This is a genomic window from Chlorobium sp. (genome assembly GCF_036528655.1).
Taxonomy (GTDB): Bacteria; Bacteroidota; Chlorobiia; order Chlorobiales; family Chlorobiaceae; genus Chlorobium.
This window is the reverse complement of sequence record NZ_JAIGND010000012.1, coordinates 70,892-86,631: the sequence shown is the minus strand read 5'-3', so window position 1 is coordinate 86,631 and position 15,740 is coordinate 70,892. Positions and strand designations below refer to the sequence as shown.

Here is a 15,740-nt window from a genome sequence, read left to right as displayed (position 1 = left end):
GGCGAAAAAAGTCCCGTGGAACGGACGTTTTCATTTGAAAAAAAAGTTCCAATGAGTACTTTTAGGCTTGAGATGAAACCTTGGAATATAGCCTGAACAGCCGCCTTTCCAAGCCGCTATGCACCACATTTAGATCCACTGTCAAACATGAGCTTTTTCAGCAGCCTGTTCCGGGATATTGCCATCGATCTCGGTACGGCCAATACCCTGATTTATATTCGCGACAAAGGCCTGGTACTTAACGAACCCTCGATCGTCGCTCGCGAGCGCAATACGGGTAAAGTTGTCGCTATCGGCCTCGATGCTCTCCTGATGCATGAAAAGACCCATCCCGGCATCATTACCATAAGACCTCTGGCAAACGGCGTCATCGCCGATTACGAAGCCACCGAAGAACTTATCAAAGGCCTCATCAATAAAACGAAATCCCAGTTCTCCTTCGGTATCCGAAGAATGGTCATCGGCATCCCTTCCGGCATTACGGAGGTTGAAAAACGTGCCGTGCGCGATTCGGCGGAGCATGTCGGAGCCAAGGAGGTCTACCTTGTGGCCGAACCTATGGCGGCTGCCATCGGCATCGGCATCGACGTGAAGGAGCCGATGGGCAACATGATCGTCGATATCGGCGGCGGCACGACGGAAATCGCGGTCATATCGCTCGGCGGTATCGCTTCGGGTGAATCGCTGCGCGTCGCCGGTACCGATATTACCAACTCGATCGTACGTCATTTCAGAAAAGCCTACAACCTCGCGATCGGCGAACGTACGGCGGAGGATGTAAAGATCAAGATCGCCTCGGCTTACAAGCTCGACAAGGAGCTGACCATGAATGTTCGGGGCAGGAACCTCGTGACCGCTTTGCCCGAGGAGCGGGAAATAAACTCCCCTACCATCAGGGAGGCTATCGCCACGCCGATCAGCCAGATCATCACCTCGATCAAGAAAAGTCTCGAAGTCACCAAACCGGAGCTTTCGGCCGATATTCTCGACCGCGGCCTCTTTCTGGCCGGAGGCGGAGCCCTTATCAAGGGTCTCGATAAAAAAATCAACGAGGAGACGAAGCTTGCGGTGCATATCAGCGAGGAGCCGCTGACTGCCGTGGCACGAGGTACCGGAGAGGTGCTCGAAAATCTTGAAAAATACCGCAGCGTGCTGCTCTCGACAAAACGCTACTGATCGAAAAACCTGAGTGTCTGACAAGCCCGGTATTCCAGGCTTGTCAGACGGACTCCGGCCCCATCACGATAGCGTGGCTCCGTATCGGCTCATCAGCCCCTGGCAGACCTGTTCCTCGCTTTCCTTCTCTCTTCAACCCTTCAACCTTCAAGCAGACCTGAATAGAAGGCTTCGTACTGCTCGACAAGCCGGGCGGTTTCGAACCCTCCGGCCTGCCGCACGGAAGCCTCGGCAAAGCGGTTGTGCAGGAGTTCGTCGGTAAGGAGCAGAAGGGCCTTTTCTGTCATTGCCGCAATGTCTCCGGGCGGAAGCAGATAGCCGTGCAGGCCGGATTCGATGAACTCGGGAAAACCGCCCGCATCGGTAGCGACGACGGGCACGCCGCAGGCCATCGCTTCGAGGGCTGCAAGGCCGAACGATTCGGTGTTGCTCGGCATAAGCATGAGGTCAGAGATGGAGAGCAGCGGAACGATGTCGTCGATCTTGCCGAGAAATCGAACCCGGTCGGCAATGCCGAGTTCGCGCACGCGGATTTCCGCGCCGCTTCGCTCGGGACCGTCGCCGACGAAAAGCATGGTGACGTCGGTCTGTGTGGTGAGCGCATGAAAGACCTGCACGATATCGCCGATGCATTTTACCGGTCTGAAATTCGATATGTGAATGACGATTTTCCCGCCGCCGAGGCCGAGATTGCTGCGGAGCTCCGGATCGGGCTTCCGGTAGAAAATCGAGGTATCGACAAAATTCGGAATGACCGAAATATCTTTTTTCGGGCTGAACATCCTGCGGGTTTCGTCGCGGAGGTAGCCCGATACGGCCGTTACGCCGTCCGACTTGTTGATGGCCAGCCGCACGACATCCTGCATGCCCCGGTCGGCGCCTACAACGGTGATATCGGTGCCGTGGAGCGTGGTGGCTATGCGGAAACACCGTCTTTCGGAGCATTTATCCTCGAGCATCTGCCTTGCGAGCATGGCGCTGAGCGCATGCGGAATGGCGTAGTGGGCGTGCACCACGTCGAGACGCTCGTACCAGGCAACCTCCGCGATTTTCGAGGCGAGGGCAAGGGAGTAAAAAGGACAATCGAAGAGCGGGTAGTGCATCACTTCGACCTCGTGGCAGAAAATGTTTCCGGAAAAGGCTCCCAGCCTGAAGGGTGCCGCCTGGCTGAAGAAATGCACGATATGGCCCCGCGACGCAAGCGCCTTGCCCAGCTCTGCCGCAATGGCCCCGCTGCCTCCGTAGGTATGATGACAGGATATACCGATTTTCATGGGTAGTGCGTTTTTTTGGAGACAATATACCAATAAAAGGAGGAAGAGCCCGCGACGAAGGGAAACCGGCCTGAACGAAATGGGTTCCTGAGGCGGTTTCGGTTACTAAAGGAGCTTCCGCCATGATGCATATCACCATCGAAAAGTCACTGTGCCCTTCGGTTGCGGAACTGCAGACCGAGCTGGTGGAGCGCAAGGGAAAAGGACACCCCGACACCATCTGCGACTCCGTCATGGAGGAGGCAGGCCTTGCGCTTTCTGCTGCCTATATCGAACGGTTCGGCCGCGTGCTGCATCACAACCTCGATAAGGGACTCCTTGTGGCAGGCACGACTTCTCCGAAACCGGGAGGAGGCGAGGTTATCGAGCCGATGCGCATCATAACTGGCGACAGGGCGACCCTGAGCTGGAACGGCTCTCCCCTGCCGGTTTACGATATTGTCGAAAGGGCGGCAAAAACATGGATCCGAAACAATCTGCGTTTTGTCGATCCTGAGCGGCATGTGGTGTTCCAGCATGAAATCAGACCGGGTTCGGCAGAACTCTCCGACCTGTTCGCCCGCCCGGTGCCCGGCGCCAACGATACGTCGGCCGGCGTGGGCTATGCCCCGATGAGCGATACCGAGAGGATCGTGCTGGAGACCGAACGGTACCTGAACTCCCCCGACTTCAAGCGGCTCTTTCCCGAAACGGGAGAGGATATCAAGATCATGGGGTTCCGAAACGGACGAAACCTCGACCTGACTGTCGCGATGGCGTTCGTCGACCGGTTTATCGCCGATGCTGCAGATTACTTCAGAAAAAAACAGGCCGTACAGGCGCATCTCGGAGACTGGCTTCGAAACGGCGCCCATGCTTTCGATGCCATCGATCCAAGGATCAATACGCTCGATGATCCCGAGCGTGGCGAAGGCGGCATCTACCTGACGGTGCTTGGCACGTCGGCGGAAGGAGCGGACGGCGGCGAGGTGGGACGCGGCAACAGGGTCAACGGCCTGATCGCTTTCGGCAGGCCCTCGAGCCTCGAAGCCGCTGCGGGCAAGAATCCCGTGAGCCACGTGGGAAAAATCTACAATGTGCTTGCGCGGAAGACGGCGGAGCGGATTTATTCCGAAGTGGCGGGGGTAAAGGAGGTGACGGTTTTTTTTTGCAGCCGTATCGGCAGCCCCATCGACCGGCCATTTGTGGCATCTGCCCGGATCAGGCCTGAACCAGGCAGGGCTTTCGCGCCGATCGGGCGGGCAGCCTCGGCAATAATCGAGAGCGAACTGAACGATATGAAAGCCTTTGTCGGACAGCTCGCTCGCGGATGCTTTTCGGTCTGCTGACTGTCAAACCGGGTTGAGTCAACTGAAGCTGGTCAGCACAAGCCAGGCGGTATAGGCGATATACGAGGCGAGCAGGGCTGTGCCTTCGATACGGTTGATCCTGCCGGTACCCTCTCCGCGGAAACCGTAGCCGATGATGAACAGTGAAAGGGTCAGCATGAGCATGATGACGATGTCGCGCGAAAAAACCGTCTGGTCGATGGCCGCCGGATAAATCACGCCTGCGATACCGGTTACGGCAAGGATATTGAAGAGGTTCGAACCTATCACATTGCCGAGCGCGATGTCGTGCTCGCCCTTGCGGACGGCAACAAGCGACGAGGCGAGCTCGGGCAGCGAGGTGCCGACGGCCACCACGGTCAGGCCGATGACGATATCGCTGACGCCGAGCGCCGCAGCGATGCCGACCGCTCCCCAGACCAGCATGCGCGAACTGACCAGCAGCAGCAGCAGGCCTGCGGCAACAAGCATGAGAGCCTTGCCGAGCGGCATCTTGTGCTGCTGAAGCTCCTCCTGCATTTCGGCGCCGAACTCATCGCCCGGCTTCCGGATGCCTTCCCAGACCGACCAGCCCATCAGCAGAGCGAAAAGCAGCAGCAGAATGAGGGCATCCGTCCTGCCGAGCATGCCGTCGTACATGAGGAATGCCGCAATGGCCGTCATGAGGGTCAGAACGGGAAGTTCCTTGCGCAGCACGCCGGATTGCACGGCAATCGGGCTGAGCATGGCCGTCAGGCCGAGAATGAGCGCGATGTTGGTGATGTTCGATCCGAAGACGTTGCCGAGCGCAATGTCGGGTTTGCCCTGCAGGGAGGAGATGGCCGAAACCGTCATTTCAGGAGCGGAAGTTCCGAACCCGACGATCACCATGCCGATGAGCAGCGGCGGCACATTGAAATGGCTGGCGGCGGCGGCGGAACCGTCAACAAAGCGCCCGGCGCTCCAGACAAGCAGCGCGAGACCGAATACTACGGAAAGCAGAAAAAGCAGCATAAAAATTATCAATCAATGATGTTATACAGATATCCGGAAGCTCGATGCGTCCCTTTCAAGACCTATAAAATAAATCCTTAACCTGCAAGCGTTATTTCAGCCGGATTGCCTCGAACCGTGGCACGGGCGTCAGGTTCGAGAGCGCTCCTGCAGCCTGAGGCCGCAAGCAGGAGCGATGAGAGCAGCATAAGGGTAACGATGCGATTCATGGCTGAACATTGTTGCTGTGGTTGCGTGTTTAAGGGGTTCCAGTGAAAAAATAAGCGATTCGATCGGAAAAGCCCTCTTGTAAGGTTAAAAACGGAGAGATTTTCCGGTCATCACCGGAGGAAAGCGTATCTTTACGAAAAAGAGCGGCGCATAACGGAGGGCCAACCGATTCCGGCCCTGAGGTTCGAATGCTCTCTGCGATTGCCGGAACACTTCCTGCGAAATAATTCACCAAGTGAGCCATGGGAAATATAAACGACGGAATCGAACCGGCAATGCTGTCCCGATTGCTCCGCGGAGAGACAGCTATCGATCTTGCTTTCCTTCCCGACGATACTACCGGCGTTTCCGCGAAAATTTTTATCGAAGCCCCTCCCGAAGCTGTCTGGGCGGCACTGACCGATTACGACAACCTGAGCGCTACCTTGCCGAAAGTTGTCTTCAGCAGGGCGGCGGAACGTCACGGAACAACCGTCCTGCTCGATCAGACGGGAAAAACCGGAATATTTTTTTTTGAAAAAACCGTTACTTTCAGGCTACGGGTAGAGGAAGAATACCTCAAGCGCATCCGGTTCGAGCAGGTCAGCGGCGATTTCGAAACCTATCGGGGGTCATGGGTTATAGAGAATCTGCCTGAACGTAACGGCACGATCCTTTTGTACGAAGCCGAAATCAAACCTGCTTTTTTCGCGCCGGCGGTTCTTGTGAGTTTCGTGCAGCGACAGGATCTTCCCGGAATATTGAAAGCCCACAAGCAAAGGGCCGAAACCCTCTGGAAAACCTGAGGAGACCGGTTCAAGAGCATCAGACAGCAAGTTCCATGATTACCGAAAAACCAGTCTGCGTCACCGGAGCATCCGGTTTCATAGCTTCCCATATCGTCGCCGGGCTTCTGGCCGGCGGGTACCGCGTGAGAGGAACGGTGAGAAAACACCGGGAACATTACCCCTTTCTTCTTGGGCTTCCGGGAGCGGATGAGCGTCTTGAACTTGTCGAGGCCGATCTGCTCAGAAAGGAGTCGTTCCTGCCGGCTTTCCGGGAGTGCGAGTACGTCATCCATACGGCAAGCCCCTATGTCATCAATGTGAAGAATCCTGCAAAAGATCTTGTCGAACCCGCACTGCAGGGAACCCTGGGCGTCATGGAGGCCGCTCGCGCGAACGGCGGGGTGAAAAGGATCGTCCTGACCTCTTCGGTAGCGGCGGTTACCGATGAACCCGACAGTACGAAAGTGTTTACCGAACGGGACTGGAATACCCGTTCGTCCTTGCACAGACATCCCTACCACTATTCGAAAACCCTGGCCGAAAAGTCGGCATGGGAGTTCGTCGCGCGGGAAAAACCGGGGTTCGACCTTGTTTCCATCAACCCTTCGATGGTAACCGGCCCCGCTCTCGGTCCGGAAATAAACACGACGAACGCCATGATACGCGATATCATGATGGGGGTCTATCCCGGCATCATGGACCTGAACTGGGGATTCGTCGACGTCAGGGATACGGCCAGGGCGCACATTCTTGCCATGGAAACCAGAGACGCAGCGGGCCGGTATCTCTGTTCGGCCGGACTTCTTGACATGCGCACCCTTGTCGAACAGCTCGCCTGCTCCGGTTACGGCAACTACCCCCTGCCGAAAGCAGACCTGACGGGGCGTTTCGGAACAACGCTCATGATGGCACTTTCTTATACGCAGCCGCGCGATACCGGAACCTATATCCGTACCCATATCGGCAGATCGATTCGATATGGATGCAGCAAAATCAAGCAGGATCTCGGCATGAGCTTCATGCCGGTGATGGAAAGCATTCTTGAAGCGGTTGGGGACATGGTCCGCAGGGGGCATCTGCCGCCTCCCCGCTCAGGACGCCCGACGTCCGGTTAAGAAGATGCTGAAGGGCTGGTTCCTGAAAATGGCGCCATCCGATCGTTTCCGTAACCCCTGAATCTGTCGTCGGCTTCCATTCGTTCGGGATAGCCCGATGAAAAAATCCCGCAGCGCTCTGAAGACTGCGGCAAAGCCGGCCAAACCGTTCCGGCCCTTCATCAGATAAAAGAGCGCCGCGGCAGGCTCGAGCAGCAGCCGTGCCGACAGAACGGGAACGAGCGACGCGATGCCGAGATTCTTCGCCAGCATGACGAGATTGTTGCGATGGTTGCAGTAGATTTTCTCCGGAGCGCCGTAGGCCAGCGAAGCGCCTCCTTCATGCCAGACGACCGATGAAGGAACCGAACGGATCCGGTAGCCCGCAAGAAGCAGCCGCCAGCAGAGATCGATCTCTTCCATGTGCATGAAAAACGAGTCGTCGAAACCGCCGACCTCCTCGAAGCTGCTGCGGCGAACCAGCATGGCGGCACCGGAAGCCCAGAAAATGTTCCGTGGCGTATCGTACTGTCCCCTGTCCTCTTCGACGCCGAAAAAGCTTCTTCCATAGCACCAGGGATAACCGAGCCGGTCGAGCATGCCTCCGGCCCCACCGGCATAATCGAACACGTTCCGCCCCTTTCGATGCTCCTGCATGGAGAGGATTTTGGGCTGCAGGGCGGCAATGCCGGGTTCTTCTGCGGCAGCGGAGACCAGCTCCCGGAGCCAGCGGAAGTCGTGGGTGGTATCGTCGTTCATGAACACAACGAAGTCGGCCGTCGATGCCCTGAATCCCGCATTGCAGCCGCCGCTGTATCCCCTGTTTTCTGAAAGGGAGAGAAGGCGCGCGCCGGGATATCGTGATATGAGCTGCCGCAGTGCAGGATCACCGCCGCCGTTGTCGACGACGATAATGGTCATCGAAGGGTAAGAGGTGCGCCGAAGCGATTGCAGGCATCGCTCCAGCCGGTCGATCGCCCGGTAATGGGGAATGATGACATCAACCTGCGGACAGACAATAGAGTCGGCGGCGCTCATAAAAAAACGGTCAGCGGAGGGCGCGCCAGAACCCGGCGGCAAGAAGGGCTGCCTCGGCCGGGCTTGAAGCTCCGGCAAGGCTCTGCAAGAGGGCGGTGCCCACTACGGCCCCGTCTGCGAACTGCCACATCCGTTCGACCTTCGCCCTGTCCCTGATGCCGAAGCCGACGACGAATTTCTTCCGGGCGTGCCGCCTGACCCGCTGGAGATATTCGGCGACTGCGGCATCGGCATCGGCTCCCTCAAGTTTTGCCGTGCCGGTGGTTGCATTGACGGCAATGCAGTAGGAAAAATCGGTCGAGAGCGAATCGATGAGCTCGATGCGTTCAGGCGGCGTTACAGGCGAGATGAGAAAAACCACGGTAAGACCGAAACTTCTGGCTCTTTCGAGAAAATCGCCCGCTTCTTCGGGAGGCAGATCGGGCAGGAGCAGGCCGTCGACGCCGGCTTCTACGGCATCGGCCAGAAAACAGTCGCCGCCGTATGCGATAAGGGGGTTGCAGTAACCCATGAGCAGAATCGGGGCCGTTACCGGACTGCACCCTTCGCCGGCTCGGGCTTTGCGGACAAGCTCGAGCAGGTTTCTGAGGGTCACGCCGTTGCGGATGGCGACCTGTGCGGCATCCTGGATGACCGGGCCGTCGCCTACGGGATCGGAGAATGGAATGCCGAGTTCGATGATATCTGCGCCGTTCTCCTGGAGCGCTTCGAGTACCGGCAGCGTCGCGCCGGGAACGGGAAATTCGGGCATATAGTAGGCAAGCAGGAGTTTCTTGTCCTGCCTGAGCAGCGAGGTAATGCGATTTTCTTGCATGGCAATGATATGAACGGTCAGAAAATCAGTTGCGGAATGACGTATATATCGAGGATCATGGAGATCATGGTGATCATGTGCACCAGCACGCTGCCCCATACGTTGCGGGTCCTGAGCACCAGATACCCGCCAAGGATCCCGATGGGAAAGGCCATCATGGCCATCAGCCCCCGCTCCCAAAAGCCTACCGGAGCGACTGCGAAATGGTTGACGACGTAGAATATGGCCGTCAGAAAGACCGTCAGATGGCGGTTGAATCCTTTTTCGATCATGGCCGAGAACATGATGCCCCGCCAGAGGAACTCCTCGGCCAGAACCAGCACGGGAAAGAGAAACAGCATGTAACGGTTAACGAGAATGTTGAGCATCTCGCCCATCGGCGCTCCCCCGTTCCTGTAGTACATCACGGTGTTCACGATGTCCATAGTGAAAAGCAGGACGCCGGCCAGACCTCCCCAGAAGAGCGATTTTCGGAGGTCACCGCCGGCAAGGTACATGTCTTTCCATTCGTTGCGGGTTTTTCCTCTATAGAGCACCAGCGCGATGGCACCGGCAACATAAAGAACAAGTGCCGGCCATTCCTGAAAAGGGGTGAAATGCCCGACAAACCCGGTGACCCATATCAGGATCATCAGACCGAACGACAGTTTCAGTCGCTCATCGAGGGCAGAACTGCCAGGGAACATCGCTTTGACTGGTTTCATTGTTTCTTATTTTTATAATCTGCAAAAGGTTGACGTTGCGATCTCCCGAAACACCTCCCCGGTGAGTGCTGAGTACTCTCCCCCTCCAGCCCTCCAGCCATCCAGCGCTTCTGACTTAAATATACTTCGGCCTTTCTTCATAGTCAATCGGGTCGCGGAGGCCGGTGAGTTCGAAGGCGCGGAGGCGGCGGGCGCAGCTGTCGCAGAGGCCGCAGGCTTTTCCTTCGCTTTTGTAGCACGACCAGCTGTATTCGAACGGGGCGTCGAGCTCCATGCCTTTGAGAACGATTTCGCTCTTCTGCATGGCGATAAGCGGCGTCTGGATGAGAATGCGGGTTTCGGGCCGGGTGCCAAGCTCGACGACCTTGTTGAAGGCGTCGTAGAATACCTGCCGGCAATCAGGATAACCCGACGAATCTTCTTCGACCGCTCCGATGCAGATGCGTTCGGCGCCGATGACCTCCGCCCAGCTTACGGCCATGGAGAGAAACCCCGCATTGCGGAATGGCACGTAACTTGCGGGAATGGTGGTGCCTTGCAGATCGGCGCCGCCTACCGGCATGGAGAGATCGGTCAGCGATGATCCGCCGATGGCGGCAAAGTATCCGGCATCGATTTCAAGGCGTTCGGCAATGCCGTAATGGTTGCAGATGAGGCGAAAGCATTCGAGTTCACGCTGCCATGTCCGTTGTCCGTAGTTGACATGCATGGCGGCAAGATCGAGTCCGGCTGCGGCAGTTATGGCCGTGGTCACGAGACTGTCCATGCCTCCGCTGACGAGGAGTACGACTTTCATTGTTACTGCGGATTCCGTTCGGAAATATTTCTGTAAGGTATGGAATTCTTTGGTTTTCATTGCGCGCCGGAGTGAATAAAAAAAGCCATCCCGGATTGTCTCCGGGATGGCTTTGAAGGGTTATGTGCCGATCGCGGAGATCAGTACATGCCGCCCATACCGCCCATGCCGCCGGGAGGCATTGCCGGCATATCGGGCTTGTCTTCCTTGATGTCGGTAATGGCTGCTTCGGTGGTCAGCAGGATGCCGGCAACGGAAGCGGCGTTTTCGAGCGCGCTTCTGGTGACCTTGGTGGGATCGACCACACCTGCTTCGACGAGGTTTTCGTACTCTTCGGTTCTTGCGTTGAAGCCGAAGTCGCCTTCGCCTTCCTTGACTTTTTCAAGCACGACAGCGCCGTCGGTGGTGCCGGTGTTGGCAACGATCTGGCGGAGCGGCTCTTCGAGCGCGCGGCGGATGATGTCGATACCTGTTTTCTGGTCTTCGTTGTCTGCAACCGCATTGGCAAGACCCTTGATCGCACGGATGAGGGCTACGCCGCCGCCGACCACGATGCCTTCCTGGACTGCTGCGCGTGTTGCGTGCAGGGCATCTTCGACGCGGGCTTTCTTCTCTTTCATTTCGACTTCGGTCGATGCGCCGATGTTGAGCACGGCGACGCCGCCGGAAAGCTTGGCAAGACGTTCCTGCAGCTTTTCGGTATCGTAGTCGGAGGTTGATTTGTCGATCTGGCCTTTGATTTCGTTGATGCGGGCCTTGATGTCTTCCTGGGTGCCTTTGCCTTCGACGACGGTGGTGTTATCCTTGTCGATGTTGACGCGACCGGCCTGACCGAGGTATGCGAGCGTGGCGTTTTCAAGCTTGTAGCCTTTCTCTTCGGAGATGACGGTACCGCCGGTAAGAATGGCGATATCTTCGAGCATTGCCTTGCGGCGGTCGCCGAAGCCAGGTGCCTTTACTGCGCAGACTTTAAGAGTACCGCGGAGTTTGTTGACCACGAGGGTAGCAAGCGCTTCGCCTTCGATGTCTTCTGCGATGATGAGCAGCGGACGGCCGGACTGTGCCGATTTTTCGAGAATCGGGAGCAGCTCCTTCATGTTGCCGATCTTCTTGTCGTGGATGAGGATCAGCGGATCTTCGAGTTCGGCTTCCATGGTCTCCGGGTTGGTGACGAAGTACGGAGAGAGGTAACCGCGGTCGAACTGCATGCCCTCGACGACTTTCAGCTCGGTGTCCATGCCTTTTGCTTCTTCGACGGTGATGACGCCGTCCTTGCCGACCTTGTCCATTGCTTCGGCAATGAGTTCGCCGATTTCAGGGTCGTTGTTGGCAGAGATGGTGCCGACCTGGGCGATCTCTTTCTTGCCGGAGATGCTGCGGCTGATGGAGCGGAGCTCGGCGACGACCTCTTTGACGGCGCGGTCGATTCCGCGTTTGAGATCGATCGGACGTGCGCCTGCGGCGACGTTCTTAAGACCTTCGCGGTAGATAGCCTGTGCGAGCACGGTCGCGGTGGTGGTGCCGTCACCGGCAACGTCGCTGGTTTTCGAAGCGACTTCGCGAACCATCTGGGCGCCCATGTTCTCGACCGGATCGACAAGCTCGATCTCCTTGGCAACGGTCACGCCGTCCTTGGTTGAGGTTGGAGCGCCGAATTTTTTGTCGATCAGCACGTTGCGTCCGGCTGGACCGAGGGTTACTTTCACGGCATTGGCCAGTTTGTCTACGCCGACTTTGAGCTTCGCCCGGGCGTCGGAATCAAAGAGAATATCTTTAGCGGTCATGGTAAAGCGTTCCTTCTGGAATTGGTTGATAAATTGTTGTTACCTGTCAGGATCAGCCAAGAATGGCAAAGATGTCGGATTCGCGCATGATCAGGTAATCCTCTCCCTCGACGTTGACTTCGGTGCCGGAGTATTTGCCGTAAAGCACTTTCTGGCCGACTGCGACCTGCATGTCGAGCACCTGGCCGTTCTCGGCGACTTTGCCGGGGCCGACGGCGACAACTTCGCCATACTGCGGTTTTTCTTTACCGGTATCGGGAATGAAGAGGCCGCCTTTGGTTTTTTCTTCCGCCGGAGCCGGCTTCACGATGACCCGATCAGCTAAGGGTTTCAGGTTCATTGTCTTATCTTGGTTTTGCGTTAAGAGAACGATTGATTATTGCGGCAGCAACAGATTCACTGCTATCTTTTAGCACTCGACATGATTGAGTGCTAAAAGGACACCTAAGTATAAAAAAAAATTTTTCCTCTCCAAACAGTTTCGCTAACATGAAAAAAAGAAAAGCTGTTACCCGTGAGAGAGCATCAGGCCTGACCTCCCAGAAAAGGAGCGACGCCTTTAAATCCGAATGTCATGGATCCTGAATACGACAAACGCTATTACCATACGATCGGCAAGGTTGCCGTTGAAAAACTCGAGAGCCTGCGTTCGAAAATGCGCGACGATACGGCAACTTCAGATGACCGGCGGCATGCGGCCATACTTGCGGAGATCGTTGCGCTGGCGGGAAACCGGGTATCGGCGGGTGCGAACGAAGCCGCCCGCAGCGAGGGGGAGGATGTGTGGGTGGAGAGAACCTCCCGGTCGCACTATCCCCATATACGGCTCCACGGCGGCGCGCTCGAAGACGACCCCATCGCCTGAAGCGCAGAAGGGCCTCTCAGCCCCCGCCGGTGAGATAGTCTTGCAGATGACGCCCGGTCAGCGATGCCCTGACTCCGGCAATCGTTTCGGGCGTGCCTTCGGCTACCAGCTCTCCTCCTTTGTCCCCCGCTCCGGGGCCGAGATCGATAACCCAGTCGGCCTGCTTGATCACGTCGGGGTTATGTTCGATGATGATCAGGGTATTGTGGTGATCGAGCAGTTTTTCGAAACAGCGGATCAGTTTGCCGATATCGTCAAAGTGCAGCCCTGTCGTGGGTTCGTCGAAAAGAAACAGCGTATGTTCGACATCGGCGCGGGCGATGAAGCCCGCAAGTTTGAGCCTCTGGGCTTCGCCGCCGGAGAGCGTGCTGGATGACTGACCGAGACGGATATAGCCGAGCCCGACTTCGTCGAGTACCTGCAGTTTGCGGGTGAGGGCCTTTTCGGTGCCGAAAAACCCGATCGCTTCGCTGACGGTCAGATCGAGCACTTCGGCGATGGAGAGGCCGTTGTACCTGATTGCGAGGGTTTCGGGTTTGTAGCGGAGTCCGTTGCATTCTTCGCAGACCGCTTCGATATCGGCGAGAAACTGCATCTCGATTTTCACGCTTCCCTCTCCCGCGCAGCTTTCGCAACGTCCGCCGGGAATGTTGAAGGAGAAGTATCCCGCTTTCCATCCACGTGCTTTCGCATCACTGGTCTGGGCGAAAAGGGCCCGGATGTCGTCGAAGATCTTCATGTAGGTGGCCGGATTGCTGCGGCTCGATCTCCCTATGGGCGACTGGTCGACATGTTCCACACGGTCTATAAGCCCGGCTCCGGCTATGGAGCGGTGGGTACCGACCTTGTCGATGCCTCCTTCCTTTTCGCGCAGGATTCCGTTTTTAAGAATGTCGTTGACGAGGGTCGATTTGCCGGAACCGCTCACGCCGGTGACACAGGTCATGACGCCGATCGGAAAGCGTACGTCGATGTTTTTCAGGTTGTTCTGCATCGCTCCCCGTATTTCGATGGCTTTCGAAAAATCGGGTTTCCTTCGCCCGGCGGGTACCGGTATGATTTTTCTGCCTGTCAGGTAGTCTGCGGTCAGCGAGGCGCCCGAAGCCGTCATGTCGGCAATTGCGCCCTGGAATACCACCTCGCCACCGAACCTTCCTGCCCCTGGCCCGAGGTCGATGACCACGTCGGCGGCTTCGATGATCTCCCGGTCGTGCTCGACGACAACTACGGTGTTGCCGAGATCGCGGAGTTTCCTGAGCAGCCGGATCAGCCTTGCCGAATCGCTCTGGTGGAGTCCGATGCTCGGTTCGTCGAGAATGTATATCGCGCCGACGAGCGGAGAGCCGATGGAGGTGGAGAGGTTGATGCGCTGGAACTCTCCTCCGCTGAGCGTATGGGTGAGCCGGTCGAGCGAAAGATAGTTCAGGCCTACTTCGAGCAGGTAGGTGAGCCGTTTGAGGATCTCCTCGAGCACAGCTTCGGCGACCTTGCGGTCGAAGGTGGAAATATCGAGCGATGTAAAGAATTCGTAGGCCTCGCCGATGTTCATACGGGTCACTTCGCCGATATTGCGGCCCGAAATCCTTACCAGCCGGGCATCCGCATTCAGACGGCTCCCCTCGCACTCAGGGCAGGTTGCGTAGCCGCGGTAGCGGCTCAGGAATACCCGGTAGTGCATTTTGTAGCCGGCATCCCTTTCGATCTCGGCAAAGAACGGCCAGATGCCGTCGTAGCTCTCCTCCTGTCCGGCTATACCTTTCCAGATCATCTCCTTATGGAGATGGGAGAGCTTTTCGTATGGTTCGTCGACCGGTATGCCGACTTTTCCGGCCACCTTCATGAGCCGCTTCCAGTTCCAGCGGTATTTCTCGGAGTTCCAGCAGACTATGGCTCCTTCGGCAATGCTGAGGGATTTGTCGGGGATGACGGCGTCCTCATCGATGCCGGCGATGCGCCCGAATCCCTGGCACATGGTGCAGGCGCCGATCGGAGAGTTGAAGGCGAAGAGCTGCGGCGAGGGTTCCTGATACTCGATGCCGTTCAGTTCCAGCCGGTCGCTGAACTGAAAGGTTCTGCCTCCGACGACTTTCAGCACGGCATAGCCGCCGGATTCGCCGAACGCGGTTTCGGCGGCCTGTTCGATGCGGCTGTATGTTTTATCGTCCTCGCGGGCTACGAAACGGTCTACAAGCACAAGCAGCCCGGAAAGTTCGTCGCGGCTCATTGCGCCGATCCGACTGCAGGATTTCTCCTCGTTAAGATCGAGCACGCTGTCGCCTTCGATGATCCTGAAAAACCCTTTTTTCAGAAGGTTGGCAATTTCTTCCTTTGCCGAGCATTCGTGCAGGGCCGCGTCCTTGTGACAGGGAAAAGGAAATCCCACTTGGAACCTTGTCCCTTCGTCGAAAAAACGTGCCTGGCAGCTGAGATCTTCCGGCGTGTGACGGAGCACCAGTTCAGAGGTATCGCGGGAGTAGATTTTTCCGATGCGCGCATAGAGCAGACGAAGGTAGTCGTAGATTTCCGAAACGGTGCCGACCGTCGACCGGGGGTTTTTCGGGATGGTTTTCTGCTCGATGGCGATGGCAGGTGCAATGCCTTCAACGATTTCGATATCGGGGCGCGGCATCCGTTCGAGAAACTGACGGACATAGGCGGATAACGACTCGACGTAGCGGCGATGCCCTTCGGCATAGAGGGTATCGAAGGCAAGACTCGACTTGCCGGAACCGCTGACGCCGGTCAGGACAACAAAGCGGTTCCTCGGAATGGCGACGGTGATATTTTTCAGATTATGGGTGCGTATACCCCTGAGAACGATATCGGGAAGCGCGGCAGCGCCGGACGGAAGATCCGGCGATACGGAAAGAGACATGATGGTATTGGCAATTTCATTG

The 15,740-nt window shown here is 57.1% G+C and carries 15 protein-coding genes; 5 read left to right on the top strand and 10 right to left on the bottom strand.

The features are described 5' to 3' along the window. The first annotated feature begins 147 nt into the window (after positions 1-147). Positions 148-1,176 (top strand): rod shape-determining protein, encoded by a 1,029-nt coding sequence (locus K4305_RS04410; protein ID WP_331561160.1) that lies wholly within the window; start codon positions 148-150, stop codon positions 1,174-1,176. 140 nt (positions 1,177-1,316) lie between these two features. On the opposite strand, the gene bshA is transcribed toward K4305_RS04410, so the two are convergent. After that, positions 1,317-2,450, bottom strand: a complete 1,134-nt coding sequence (gene bshA / locus K4305_RS04405; RefSeq protein WP_331561158.1) for an N-acetyl-alpha-D-glucosaminyl L-malate synthase BshA — start codon at positions 2,448-2,450, stop codon at positions 1,317-1,319. A 122-nt stretch (positions 2,451-2,572) separates the two neighbouring features. Here bshA and K4305_RS04400 point away from each other — a divergent pair, with 122 nt between their 5' ends. Then, a complete protein-coding gene (locus K4305_RS04400; protein ID WP_331561157.1) occupies positions 2,573-3,778 on the top strand; it encodes a methionine adenosyltransferase in 1,206 nt (401 codons plus the stop codon). A gap of 18 nt (positions 3,779-3,796) precedes the next feature. Here the strand turns inward: K4305_RS04400 and K4305_RS04395 are convergent, their stop codons facing one another. Together K4305_RS04395 and K4305_RS04390 are read right to left on the bottom strand one after the other, a co-directional pair. Beyond that, positions 3,797-4,771 carry a calcium/sodium antiporter gene (locus K4305_RS04395; RefSeq protein ID WP_331561156.1) on the bottom strand — a complete coding sequence of 325 codons (975 nt, stop codon included), beginning with the start codon at positions 4,769-4,771 and terminating at the stop codon, positions 3,797-3,799. Positions 4,772-4,848: 77 nt separating this feature from the next. Next, positions 4,849-4,980 carry a hypothetical protein gene (locus K4305_RS04390; protein ID WP_331561155.1) on the bottom strand — a complete coding sequence of 44 codons (132 nt, stop codon included), beginning with the start codon at positions 4,978-4,980 and terminating at the stop codon, positions 4,849-4,851. A gap of 243 nt (positions 4,981-5,223) precedes the next feature. Here K4305_RS04390 and K4305_RS04385 point away from each other — a divergent pair, with 243 nt between their 5' ends. Beyond that, positions 5,224-5,766, top strand: a complete 543-nt coding sequence (locus K4305_RS04385) for an SRPBCC family protein (RefSeq protein WP_331561154.1) — start codon at positions 5,224-5,226, stop codon at positions 5,764-5,766. Positions 5,767-5,801: 35 nt separating this feature from the next. Next, entirely contained in the window at positions 5,802-6,863 is a 1,062-nt protein-coding gene (locus tag K4305_RS04380) for an SDR family oxidoreductase (RefSeq protein WP_331561153.1), read from the top strand. Here K4305_RS04380 and K4305_RS04375 read toward each other — a convergent pair. The 6 genes from K4305_RS04375 to groES all read right to left on the bottom strand — a co-directional run bounded on the left by K4305_RS04375 (position 6,840) and on the right by groES (position 12,318). Beyond that, positions 6,840-7,880: a glycosyltransferase family 2 protein gene (locus K4305_RS04375; RefSeq protein WP_331561152.1), complete on the bottom strand. Its 1,041-nt coding sequence runs from the start codon at positions 7,878-7,880 to the stop codon at positions 6,840-6,842. The genes K4305_RS04380 and K4305_RS04375 overlap by 24 nt on opposite strands. A 10-nt stretch (positions 7,881-7,890) precedes the next feature. Next, entirely contained in the window at positions 7,891-8,694 is an 804-nt protein-coding gene (gene trpA / locus K4305_RS04370) for a tryptophan synthase subunit alpha (protein ID WP_331561151.1), read from the bottom strand. Between the two features lie 17 nt (positions 8,695-8,711). Then, a complete protein-coding gene (locus tag K4305_RS04365; protein WP_331561150.1) occupies positions 8,712-9,398 on the bottom strand; it encodes a CPBP family intramembrane glutamic endopeptidase in 687 nt (228 codons plus the stop codon). Positions 9,399-9,513: 115 nt separating this feature from the next. Continuing rightward, complete coding sequence (gene queC / locus K4305_RS04360; protein WP_331561149.1) at positions 9,514-10,194, bottom strand: 7-cyano-7-deazaguanine synthase QueC; 681 nt, start codon at positions 10,192-10,194, stop codon at positions 9,514-9,516. Positions 10,195-10,334: 140 nt separating this feature from the next. Next, positions 10,335-11,978, bottom strand: a complete 1,644-nt coding sequence (gene groL / locus K4305_RS04355) for a chaperonin GroEL (RefSeq protein ID WP_331561148.1) — start codon at positions 11,976-11,978, stop codon at positions 10,335-10,337. A 52-nt stretch (positions 11,979-12,030) separates the two neighbouring features. After that, positions 12,031-12,318, bottom strand: coding sequence for a co-chaperone GroES (gene groES / locus K4305_RS04350; RefSeq protein ID WP_331561147.1), 288 nt, complete (start codon positions 12,316-12,318; stop codon positions 12,031-12,033). Positions 12,319-12,552: 234 nt separating this feature from the next. On the opposite strand from groES, the gene K4305_RS04345 reads away from it, so the two are divergent. Next, on the top strand, positions 12,553-12,843 hold the full coding sequence (locus K4305_RS04345) for a hypothetical protein (protein ID WP_331561146.1): 291 nt from the start codon (positions 12,553-12,555) through the stop codon (positions 12,841-12,843). Between the two features lie 16 nt (positions 12,844-12,859). Here the strand turns inward: K4305_RS04345 and uvrA are convergent, their stop codons facing one another. Further along, entirely contained in the window at positions 12,860-15,718 is a 2,859-nt protein-coding gene (uvrA, locus tag K4305_RS04340; RefSeq protein WP_331561145.1) for an excinuclease ABC subunit UvrA, read from the bottom strand. Positions 15,719-15,740 lie beyond the last annotated feature (22 nt).

What these genes read in the sequence shown, in the direction of transcription:
- K4305_RS04400 (WP_331561157.1), top strand. Translation starts at nt 2,573, where the DNA reads ATGATGCATATCACCATCGAAAAGTCACTGTGCCCTTCGGTTGCGGAA.
- queC (WP_331561149.1), bottom strand. Translation starts at nt 10,194, where the DNA reads ATGAAAGTCGTACTCCTCGTCAGCGGAGGCATGGACAGTCTCGTGACC.
- uvrA (WP_331561145.1), bottom strand. Translation starts at nt 15,718, where the DNA reads ATGTCTCTTTCCGTATCGCCGGATCTTCCGTCCGGCGCTGCCGCGCTT.
- groES (WP_331561147.1), bottom strand. Translation starts at nt 12,318, where the DNA reads ATGAACCTGAAACCCTTAGCTGATCGGGTCATCGTGAAGCCGGCTCCG.
- K4305_RS04375 (WP_331561152.1), bottom strand. Translation starts at nt 7,880, where the DNA reads ATGAGCGCCGCCGACTCTATTGTCTGTCCGCAGGTTGATGTCATCATT.
- K4305_RS04380 (WP_331561153.1), top strand. Translation starts at nt 5,802, where the DNA reads ATGATTACCGAAAAACCAGTCTGCGTCACCGGAGCATCCGGTTTCATA.
- bshA (WP_331561158.1), bottom strand. Translation starts at nt 2,450, where the DNA reads ATGAAAATCGGTATATCCTGTCATCATACCTACGGAGGCAGCGGGGCC.
- groL (WP_331561148.1), bottom strand. Translation starts at nt 11,978, where the DNA reads ATGACCGCTAAAGATATTCTCTTTGATTCCGACGCCCGGGCGAAGCTC.
- K4305_RS04385 (WP_331561154.1), top strand. Translation starts at nt 5,224, where the DNA reads ATGGGAAATATAAACGACGGAATCGAACCGGCAATGCTGTCCCGATTG.
- K4305_RS04390 (WP_331561155.1), bottom strand. Translation starts at nt 4,980, where the DNA reads ATGAATCGCATCGTTACCCTTATGCTGCTCTCATCGCTCCTGCTTGCG.
- K4305_RS04410 (WP_331561160.1), top strand. Translation starts at nt 148, where the DNA reads ATGAGCTTTTTCAGCAGCCTGTTCCGGGATATTGCCATCGATCTCGGT.
- K4305_RS04365 (WP_331561150.1), bottom strand. Translation starts at nt 9,398, where the DNA reads ATGAAACCAGTCAAAGCGATGTTCCCTGGCAGTTCTGCCCTCGATGAG.
- K4305_RS04345 (WP_331561146.1), top strand. Translation starts at nt 12,553, where the DNA reads ATGGATCCTGAATACGACAAACGCTATTACCATACGATCGGCAAGGTT.
- K4305_RS04395 (WP_331561156.1), bottom strand. Translation starts at nt 4,771, where the DNA reads ATGCTGCTTTTTCTGCTTTCCGTAGTATTCGGTCTCGCGCTGCTTGTC.
- trpA (WP_331561151.1), bottom strand. Translation starts at nt 8,694, where the DNA reads ATGCAAGAAAATCGCATTACCTCGCTGCTCAGGCAGGACAAGAAACTC.